This window comes from Frankia sp. AgB32 (assembly GCF_023243045.1).
In the GTDB taxonomy this organism is placed as follows: Bacteria; Actinomycetota; Actinomycetes; order Frankiales; family Frankiaceae; genus Frankia.
Window position 1 is genome coordinate 1 of record NZ_JALKFX010000261.1, and the last position, 8,298, is coordinate 8,298.

Here is an 8,298-nt window from a genome sequence, read left to right on the forward strand (position 1 = left end):
AAAAATCAACCAACCACCCACCGGGGGCGCCCCCTGCGGGGGGGGGGGGGGGGCGCCCCCCCCGCCCCCGCCACTCGCGCTTAGGGGCGGCTCAGGCCGTCCCGCAGACATACGAGGACCCCGACGCCAGCCGGCAAGCAACGCGTCGGGGTCCCGAGGCCAACCCGGTAGGAGAAGACCTTGTTCAATCATGCCCTTTCCCGGGTGTTTCCGGGTGCTGATGGTGATCGGCCGTGGCCGGTGTTGCCGGGTGATCGTGAGCCGTCCCGGTGGACTGTGATCGTGGATGGTCGGCGTGGTACGTCGGGTGGTGGTCGCTGATGTCGGGGTTCGCTCGGCTGCGGTGGCGGACGTGTGGCCGTTGCGGCGTGTCGTACACGTCGGAGCGGGGTCACCCGTCCTGCTCGAAGTCGCGTCCGGTGCAGCGTCCGGCGTCGGGTGGTGGCCGATGAGCGCCGTTGCCGTGCCGTCGGTCGTGGTGCCGGTGGTGGATGCCGAGATCGTGGCGGGTCAGGTGGCCACGCTTGAGGTGGCGTTGGCGTTGCTGGCGCTGGTGGATGTGCCACTTGAGGTGAGGGTGTCCCCGGTCGCCTACCGGTACAAGGAATCGGCCCCGGTGGTGCTGGAGACCACGGTGGCGATCGCGTCACCGCGGGGTGCGCGGGACGGGGAGCGGCTGGCCGCGTTCCGCCGCGCCCTGAAGACGCTGCGCCCCCTGGGCGCCCCGACGATCCACGTCTCCATGTCGAAGACCCCCTGCCTGCTCGTGTGGGCGGAGTCGACCATCGGGGTGGTCCCCGTCCAGCTCTGGGCCAGCCTGACCGACCCTGACGTCATCGTCGAGGCCCACGCCGAGTTCGCGGAGCCGGTCCGATGAGCGGCTACCTGGATGGCCTGTCCGGTCCCACGGCCCGTGACCTGCGGGCGATCGAACGCGAGTGGCCGCTGATCGCGGCCGGTCTCGCCGAGGTCGACGTGCTGATCGTCGAGGTTCTGGCGGACGTCCGGCCGGCGGTGGCGTGATGACGAAGCCGGGGGTGTGCCCGCAGTGCAGGGGTCGGGGCAAGAAGGGCAAGGACCTGTGCCGGGCGTGCAACCCGTCGGGCGCGGTCGGGGACCGGGTCGCTGGTGCCGGGCGGCGTCTGGCGGACCGGCTGACCGGAACGTCGGTGCAGCTCACGCCCGGCGGTGTCGTGGAGAAGAGCCGCGGGCGGGTGAGGGTGAGCCGCCTGCCCGCTGACCTGACCCCGCCCGGCGCCCCCGCGATCAACCCGCAGGCATGCGACCGGTGCGGCCGGACGGGTCGGGTGCTGAACCTGACCCGCAAGGGCGCGGTCTGCCGCGGCGGCTGCTGACCCCGACCCGCCCCGGGGGGGCGACCCCTGGTCGTCCCCCGTCTCCGCCGCACACCCCCCGTCTCTCCCTAGAAGGGAGTTCGCTGTGATGACCGATCCGACGCCGCCGCCGGTGGCCGACCGGATACGCGTCCGTACCGACCTGATCGCCAGCATGCGCGCCGAAGCGGCCCGATCCGACGGGCAGGTCGGGATCGTCCTGGCCGGTGCGATCGCCGCCGCCGGGTTCATCGCCACGACCTGGCCCCCGACCCATCTGCCCACCGTCGTAGCGGTTCTGTGGTGGGTAGGGATGGGCACCGCCGCCGGCGGGATCACCGCGCTGGGCTTGTCGCTGTTCCCCGCTGTTCCCCCCCGCCGGCCGGTGGCACCGCCGGCGGCGGTGTTCCACTGCTGGGACGTCCTGGCCGCCGCCGACGCCGGGGTCCTGGGCGACGCGTTGGACCGCACTCCCACCGCGGTGGCCGCCGCCGACCGTCAGACCCACACCCTCGCCGCGATCCTCGCCGCGAAGTGGCACGGGAACCGCATCGGCCTGGCGCTGCTGGGCACCGCGATGATCCTTCTCGCCGCGACCGGGATCACCGGACTGGCGACCTCATGACCGGCCGGATCCGGGCGCGGCGCTGGAAGGGCATGGACCTCACCGCGTGGCATCCCGCGCACCGCTCCCCGACAGGCGACGTCTGGGCGGTGACCCCGCCCTGCGGCACCGGCGAGTGGGCGCTGTTCGCGCCCGGATCGCCGACCGGCGGCCCGATCCCCTACGCCGGTGTCACCCCGGCCGCGCTACACCCCACCCGCGGGTTCGGGGGCGACAACGACCGGCTACGCCTGGTCGACGTCCACACGTGGATGCGCCCGTGGATCGAGCGGATATCCGGCGGGCGGGTCAGCGAGCTGGCCGAAGGCTGGTCGGCGCCCTACGGCCCGACCGGCACCACCCAGGAATATGTGATCTACGCCCGGGTGGCGTCATGACCAGCTGGGCGGACACCCGCCGCGCCAACCAGGCCGCCGCCGCCGAACAGAACCGTCTCGACAAGGCCGCGGACCGCGCCGAGGCCCGCGCCGACGCCGCCGCCGCGGCCGTCCTGGACCGCGACTCGCGGAGCGCCCGCCAGGCGGCCCGCGCGACGAGGCGGGCGGCACGGTCGGCGTGGCGGTCGGCGCACGCCGTCGAACTGCTGATCTACCCGCTGGCCGTCGTGTCGGCGCTGATGGCGATCCCCGCCATGGCCCTGTACGGCCTGGACCTCTACGACAACCCGACCGGCCTGGCACTGCCGCTGCTCTCCGAGCTGGGTGTCTGGGCGTTCGCGATGGCGGTCCTGGTCTCCAGGCGTCGCCACCCCGACCGGCCCACGGCGATGCTGAGTGCCGGGGTGGTGCTCTTCGGCGCGGTCGCGTTCGGACTGAACCTCGCCCACGGCCTGGCCACCGGCGGACTGGTGACCGGACTGGTGATGGGTGTCGTGTCCGTCGCCGGAGTCATCGCCCACCAACTCGCCGTCGCCTCCCCACCCCGTAGCCGCGCCGACCGTGCCGCCGCCCGCCACGCCCACGCCGCCGCACGCCGCGTCGACCATGCCCGCCGGCTCGCGACCCGCCACGCCGTCGTCGCCCTGGCCGACGACGGCACGGCCCGCCTCGTCTACACCCCCGGCACCTACACCCCCCGCCGGCGCCGCCTCGTCCCGATCGTCGTCCCCGGCCTGGCCGTCGCCGACCCGTGGGACGCCGCCCTCGCCGACCTCGACCCCGACGGCGGCCCGGTCGAATCCGTCCCGGCCGATCCGATTACCGAGCCCGACCAGCACGAATCGGGCCCCGAAACCGGTGGCGGCGGGGTCGACCTCGCCGACCCACCCCCGACCACGAGCCGCCCGGCACCCCGACGGCCCATCGACCCGATGGCCCGGCGGAAAACCGACCGGGCCGACGCGGTCAAAGCCGCCCGGCGCCTCGCGAAACGCCAACGCCGGCCACTGACCGCCGACCAGATCCGCACCGAACTGCACATCGCCCCGGGCGCCGCCCGGGAGATCCGCGACCAGATCAACACCGAGCTGTTCCCCGACCAGTAAGGAGAACCCCCGATGATTCAGATCTGCGACCAGGACACCTGTGTCCTTTCCGCACCCCACCTGATCACCTGCCCCGACGCCCGGGTGTTCGTGCGGGCCTGCGGCACCCACCACTCCCTCGCGGTCCGCCTCATGAAGAAGCTGCACCCCGGCAAGCGGATCACCGTCCACTCCGACTACCTCGGCACCGTCGAGGGCAAGCTGCGCCGCACCCAGTACAGCTCCGTCGCCGAGCAGACCGCACTGGAGCGTTAGACCGTGGCCCCGGCCCGCCGGTCCCCCCGCCGCCCGGCGGGCCGGGCCAACCCTGCCACCCGGGGCAACCGGTGAGCGGCGCCCGCGCCGAGCTGCGCCGCCTGCCCTGGTGGGCCGCGATCACCGTCGTCCTCCTCGGTCTGATCGTCCTCGCGCTACGCACCGCGGGCCTCGCCGTTCTGCTCCTGGTCGACCTCGTCGAACGCCTCGACGTCGCCGTCGGCACCGCCGCCGGGATCAGCCCACTCGGCGCGTCCACCGTCCTACTCCCACCCGACCTGACCGCCGCGTTCCGGGGAGGTGCCCGATGAGCGAACAACCCACCCACGTCGACCCGTCCGACCCTGACGGGCCGGACGCCACCGTCCTTCCCGGCCCGTGGCTACCCACGACCGACTCCCGGGCGGAGCCGGGGGTGCTGGAAGGGGAGGTGATCGACCAGGCCGGCCGGCCGGTGGCCGTCCCGCCGGCGACTCCGCCCGCGCGGCGGGCCCCGGTGGTGCCGGCCGGGGGTCGGGAGCTGGCGCGGACAGCGGGACGGGTGATGGTGCAGTCCGCGCAGGGCCATGCCGTGCTGGTCCGCCGGGCGAAGGACGCCGCGACCCACGCGGCGATCCGCGAGCAGATCCGCGCGGCCCGCGCCCGCGGCGACCAAGCCGAACTCGCCGCATGGCTCGACCGCCTCCACACCGCGAAGGAATCCCGCCGCACCCGGGTCGCGAACCTGCCCGCGGTCCTCGCCGCCGCCGGGATGTCGGTGCTGGCGACGGTGCTCGTGGTCGCCGCGACGCTCGTCGCGTTGGGCATCCTCGCCGGGGTCGTGCACCCCCTGGGCGTGGGCTGGTCGGCCTACTGGCACTTCCTCGGCTGGCTGCTACGCACCCTGGTCACCGTCATCACCGTGCTGGTCCCGATCGCCGGGTTCGGCGCGGTCATCGGCTGGATCACGGCCACCCGCCGGGCCGGGCAGGACGGCGCGGCACTACCGGCTCGCCTCATGCCCGTCGGGCAACGCGCCCAGGTCGGAGAAGAGATCACCCCATCGATTGTGGTCACCGCGTTGCGGGACCTGGGCTACGCCGAGCTGCGGAAGAGCATCCGGGACATGCCGGACTACGGCGCGGGGATGCTCGGACCGATCGTCCTGGCCGGCTGCGGTGTCGAGGTCGACGTCGCCCTGCCCTCCGGCACGAGTACGGAGGAGATCCAGAAGCGACACCGCAAGCTCGCCGAGAACCTCGGCCGGCACGAACACGAAGTGTTCATCACGATCCCCGGTGAGCTGCGCCGCACCGTGCGGCTGTGGATCGCCGACCCTGGCGCGCTCGACCTGCCGATCGGCCCGTCTCCGCTGGTCCTCGACCCGGACATGACCGCCGACTACTACACCGGCCGCGCCCCGTGGGGCCAGGACCTGCGCGGCGACGCCGTGCTGCTGCGCCTGTTCCAGTGCCATCTGCTGATCACAGGTCTGTCGAACCAGGGCAAGACCGCGGCGTTGCGGGCGCTGCTGCTCTGGCTCGCCTCCGATCCGATCGTCGAGTTCTGGATCGCCGATCTCAAGGGAATCGGGGACTGGTCGATGTTCGAGGGCCTGGCCACCACCCTCATCGAGGGACCCACCGACAGCCACGTGATGGCGGCTACCGCGATGCTCGAAGCCGCCGTCGCGGAGATGGAACGCCGCATCATCGCCGTCCAGGCCTCCGGGTCCCGCAACGGCATCACCCGGGACATGGCCCACTCCGGGCAGGGGTTGCACCCCCTCGAAGTCGTCGTCGACGAGGCACAGGTCGCGTTCATGTGCCCCGCCAAGGACGACCAGAACCGCCCCTACGGCGGTACCGCCGCGAATTCCCGCTACTTCCAGGCCGCCCGCCGGCTCCACAACCAGGGCCGCGCCGTGAACGTCATCCTGCGCCAAGGCACCCAGGACCCCACCGACCAGAACCTCCCCAAACTCGTCCGCGAAGGCGCCCACATCCGCGCGTCCCTCGTCCTGGGCACCGAGTCGCAGGCCAGGATGGCCCTCGGTGAGAAGGCCGTCGACCGCGGCGCCGCGCCCCACAAGCTCCGCTACGGCCTGGACAAGGGCACGCTCGTCGTCACGGGCGAAGGCGTCCCGATGCCGCCGGGGGAGTCCAGCATCACCGTGCGCACCCACTTCGTCGACGGCGACGACGCGGCCGTGATCGCCGACCGCGCCAAGCTGCGCCGCGCCCAGCACCACACCCGCACCGCCGAGGGGCCGCCGCCCGACCACCTCGCCGACATCGCCGCCGCGCTGCGCGGCGAGGACCCCGTGCGCACTCAGGTCGTCCTCGCCCGCCTCGCCGAAGCCAACCCCACCACCTACGAGAAGTGGACCTTCCAAACCCTCTCCACCACCCTCGCCGACCACGGAATCAAGGTCGGAAAGTCCGTCGGACAGAGCGTCGTCCGCGCCGCCGACATCCACCGGGTAATCACCGAACGTGACGATCAAGCCGGGGGAAGCGGCGGGGGAAGCGCCTGAGAGCCGGGGAAGTTTCCCCAACCCCTTCCCCGCCCCCACTTCCCCCGTCCCACCAGCGGAAACACCCCGTTGGGGAAGTCCGACATCCCTTCCCCCAACCCTGCTAGCCCCCCCGGGAGACAGGCCAGGCCACCTCGTGGCCCCTCCCTCCCCTCCCTCCCCACACCCATAGACCGTCACACACAGTAATCAACGAAGGGATCGGATCATGACCCGCAAGGCACCTGGGCGGATCGTCGGGGGACAGTTCCTCGGTCTGAGTCGCCGCGTTGACGGCAAGGTCCGGGCGAACTGGCTCACCGACCCCGCGACCGGTCAGGACCGGGCGGTCGTCAAGGCCACCCGCCGCGCCGCCCGGGCCACCGGCCGGCGGTCCGACGCGGCGGAGCGATGAGCGTGCCCACCCTGGCGCGCTGCGACTACTGCGCCGTCGCCGCGTCGCACGTCTACGACACCGAGGCCCTGTGCCGGGTGCACCAGCGGGAACACGGCACCCGCCACGTCCACACCCCCGCCGAAACCCGACGCGCCCGCCGGCGGGCCACCCGCCAGCACCAGGGCGCCCCCACCAGCCAACGAGGAGCCCCATGACGCATTCCGCGGACGAACGCGGCGGGCTGATCGCCGACCGCGACGCCCAGATCACCTCGTGGACCGAGCGCCTGTCCCGCCTCGCCCCCCACAGCGCCGAGGCGGCCGAGCTGCGTCGGCGGATCAGGGCGATGAACGCCGAAATCGACCAGCTACGCGGACGACCCCCGGCCAGGAAGAGGAAAAGGACTGTCATGAAAACCAGCTACGTCGACCACCGCAGCGGCGCGGACATCACCCTGTTCGACATTTCAGATGGCCTCTGGGAAATCACCCGGATCAAAACCCCCGCCGCCGGTCGTCGTCAGCAGGGCGCGACCCGGCTCCTGCGGCGGGTCTGCGCGGATGCCGACCGCGACGGTGTCGATCTGGCCATCGACGCCACCCCCTACAAGGAAAAGGGAAACATCAGCCGGGCGGCGCTCGTGGGTTGGCTCAGCCGTTCGGGATTCACCCGGCACCCCGAAGGATTCCTCATCCGACACCCCACCGCGTAGAAAGGCCCGCCAATGCCCGCCAGTGTGGAGAACCGCATTCGGGACGTTTACTGGAATCTCGCCGCGCGCCCGCTGTCACGGGTTCTGCTCACCGATATCCGCCGGCGCCTCGACATACCCCGCGCCGACGCCGCACAGCTCTACCACATCACCCCGTAAAACCCCCTCTCCCTTTCCCCCGCGTGTTCGCACCCGGCTACCCCCATGCCAAAAACAGGCCGTCACAGCAGGAAAGGAAACACATTCCAATGGCAAGGAACGGTGAGCGCACCTCCTGGGGTGACCACCCGGGAAAGCCGATCGAGTCGACGAGGGTCACCCGCCGCGACGTCGCGAAAATCGCCGGGAAAGCGGCGATCGGCGTGATCGCGATCAGCGGTGGTGTGCACAGCAACAACGAACCCGACGTGAACCTCGAAACCAGAACCCGCCGCCGCCCCTAACCCCACACCCGCCACCGCCTGACCCTTCAGGAGAACCCATGCCCCGGAAAATCGTCATCACCTCGTTCGGTTTCCTCCACAGCGACCAACCGCCCGCCGCCGACCTCGTCGTGGACCTGCGCCCCTACCGCGACCCGCACATCTCACCCGAACTACGCGACCTCACCGCACGGGACCCCGCCGTCCGCCGGGCCGTCCTGACCACCCCCGGTATCCGCCAGCTCATCGACACCACCGTCGCGAGCCTGCGCGACACCGCCAGGGACCACCGCGGGTCGACCTACCGCGTCGCGGTCGGTTGCGCCGGCGGACGGCACCGCGCCCCCACCGTCGCCGACAGCATCGCCGACGGCCTCCAAACCTTCGCGAAGGTCACCGTCACCCACCGCGACCTGCGCAAGGCCGTCGTCCACCGCTAGCCCACACCCCCCGGGGGGCCCCCCGCCCCCCCCCCCCCCCCCCCCCCCCCCCCCCCCCCCCCCCCCCCCCCCCCCGGCCCGCCCCCGCCCCCCCCCCCCCCCCCCCCACACGCCCCCCCCCCGGGGGGGGGCCCGG

15 protein-coding genes are annotated in these 8,298 nt (G+C 72.6%); all 15 read left to right on the top strand.

All coding sequences use genetic code 11. The features are described 5' to 3' along the window. Positions 1-448: 448 nt before the first annotated feature. The 15 genes from MXD60_RS27920 to MXD60_RS27990 all read left to right on the top strand — a co-directional run bounded on the left by MXD60_RS27920 (position 449) and on the right by MXD60_RS27990 (position 8,162). A complete protein-coding gene (locus MXD60_RS27920; RefSeq protein WP_248822680.1) occupies positions 449-877 on the top strand; it encodes a hypothetical protein in 429 nt (142 codons plus the stop codon). Continuing rightward, positions 874-1,023 carry a DUF6284 family protein gene (locus tag MXD60_RS27925; RefSeq protein WP_248822681.1) on the top strand — a complete coding sequence of 50 codons (150 nt, stop codon included), beginning with the start codon at positions 874-876 and terminating at the stop codon, positions 1,021-1,023. Before MXD60_RS27920 ends, MXD60_RS27925 begins: the two co-directional genes overlap by 4 nt. Beyond that, complete coding sequence (locus MXD60_RS27930) at positions 1,023-1,355, top strand: hypothetical protein (RefSeq protein WP_248822682.1); 333 nt, start codon at positions 1,023-1,025, stop codon at positions 1,353-1,355. The genes MXD60_RS27925 and MXD60_RS27930 overlap by 1 nt, the downstream gene beginning before the upstream one ends. Before the next feature lie 88 nt (positions 1,356-1,443). Then, complete coding sequence (locus MXD60_RS27935) at positions 1,444-1,959, top strand: Pycsar system effector family protein (protein WP_248822683.1); 516 nt, start codon at positions 1,444-1,446, stop codon at positions 1,957-1,959. Further along, positions 1,956-2,336: a hypothetical protein gene (locus MXD60_RS27940; RefSeq protein WP_248822684.1), complete on the top strand. Its 381-nt coding sequence runs from the start codon at positions 1,956-1,958 to the stop codon at positions 2,334-2,336. The genes MXD60_RS27935 and MXD60_RS27940 overlap by 4 nt, the downstream gene beginning before the upstream one ends. Continuing rightward, on the top strand, positions 2,333-3,442 hold the full coding sequence (locus MXD60_RS27945) for a hypothetical protein (RefSeq protein WP_248822685.1): 1,110 nt from the start codon (positions 2,333-2,335) through the stop codon (positions 3,440-3,442). The genes MXD60_RS27940 and MXD60_RS27945 overlap by 4 nt, the downstream gene beginning before the upstream one ends. Positions 3,443-3,454: 12 nt before the next feature. After that, positions 3,455-3,697, top strand: coding sequence for a hypothetical protein (locus MXD60_RS27950; protein WP_248822686.1), 243 nt, complete (start codon positions 3,455-3,457; stop codon positions 3,695-3,697). 71 nt (positions 3,698-3,768) lie between these two features. Then, a complete protein-coding gene (locus MXD60_RS27955) occupies positions 3,769-4,008 on the top strand; it encodes a hypothetical protein (protein WP_248822687.1) in 240 nt (79 codons plus the stop codon). After that, on the top strand, positions 4,005-6,212 hold the full coding sequence (locus tag MXD60_RS27960) for an FtsK/SpoIIIE domain-containing protein (protein ID WP_248822688.1): 2,208 nt from the start codon (positions 4,005-4,007) through the stop codon (positions 6,210-6,212). The genes MXD60_RS27955 and MXD60_RS27960 overlap by 4 nt, the downstream gene beginning before the upstream one ends. A 208-nt stretch (positions 6,213-6,420) precedes the next feature. Further along, a complete protein-coding gene (locus tag MXD60_RS27965; protein WP_248822689.1) occupies positions 6,421-6,606 on the top strand; it encodes a hypothetical protein in 186 nt (61 codons plus the stop codon). Then, entirely contained in the window at positions 6,603-6,803 is a 201-nt protein-coding gene (locus tag MXD60_RS27970) for a hypothetical protein (protein WP_248822690.1), read from the top strand. Before MXD60_RS27965 ends, MXD60_RS27970 begins: the two co-directional genes overlap by 4 nt. Further along, entirely contained in the window at positions 6,800-7,300 is a 501-nt protein-coding gene (locus MXD60_RS27975) for a hypothetical protein (protein ID WP_248822691.1), read from the top strand. Before MXD60_RS27970 ends, MXD60_RS27975 begins: the two co-directional genes overlap by 4 nt. 12 nt (positions 7,301-7,312) lie before the next feature. Next, positions 7,313-7,459, top strand: coding sequence for a hypothetical protein (locus tag MXD60_RS27980; protein WP_248822692.1), 147 nt, complete (start codon positions 7,313-7,315; stop codon positions 7,457-7,459). Between the two features lie 89 nt (positions 7,460-7,548). Further along, on the top strand, positions 7,549-7,743 hold the full coding sequence (locus tag MXD60_RS27985) for a hypothetical protein (RefSeq protein WP_248822693.1): 195 nt from the start codon (positions 7,549-7,551) through the stop codon (positions 7,741-7,743). Between the two features lie 38 nt (positions 7,744-7,781). Further along, positions 7,782-8,162, top strand: coding sequence for a RapZ C-terminal domain-containing protein (locus MXD60_RS27990; RefSeq protein ID WP_248822694.1), 381 nt, complete (start codon positions 7,782-7,784; stop codon positions 8,160-8,162). The last annotated feature ends 136 nt before the right edge of the window (positions 8,163-8,298 follow it).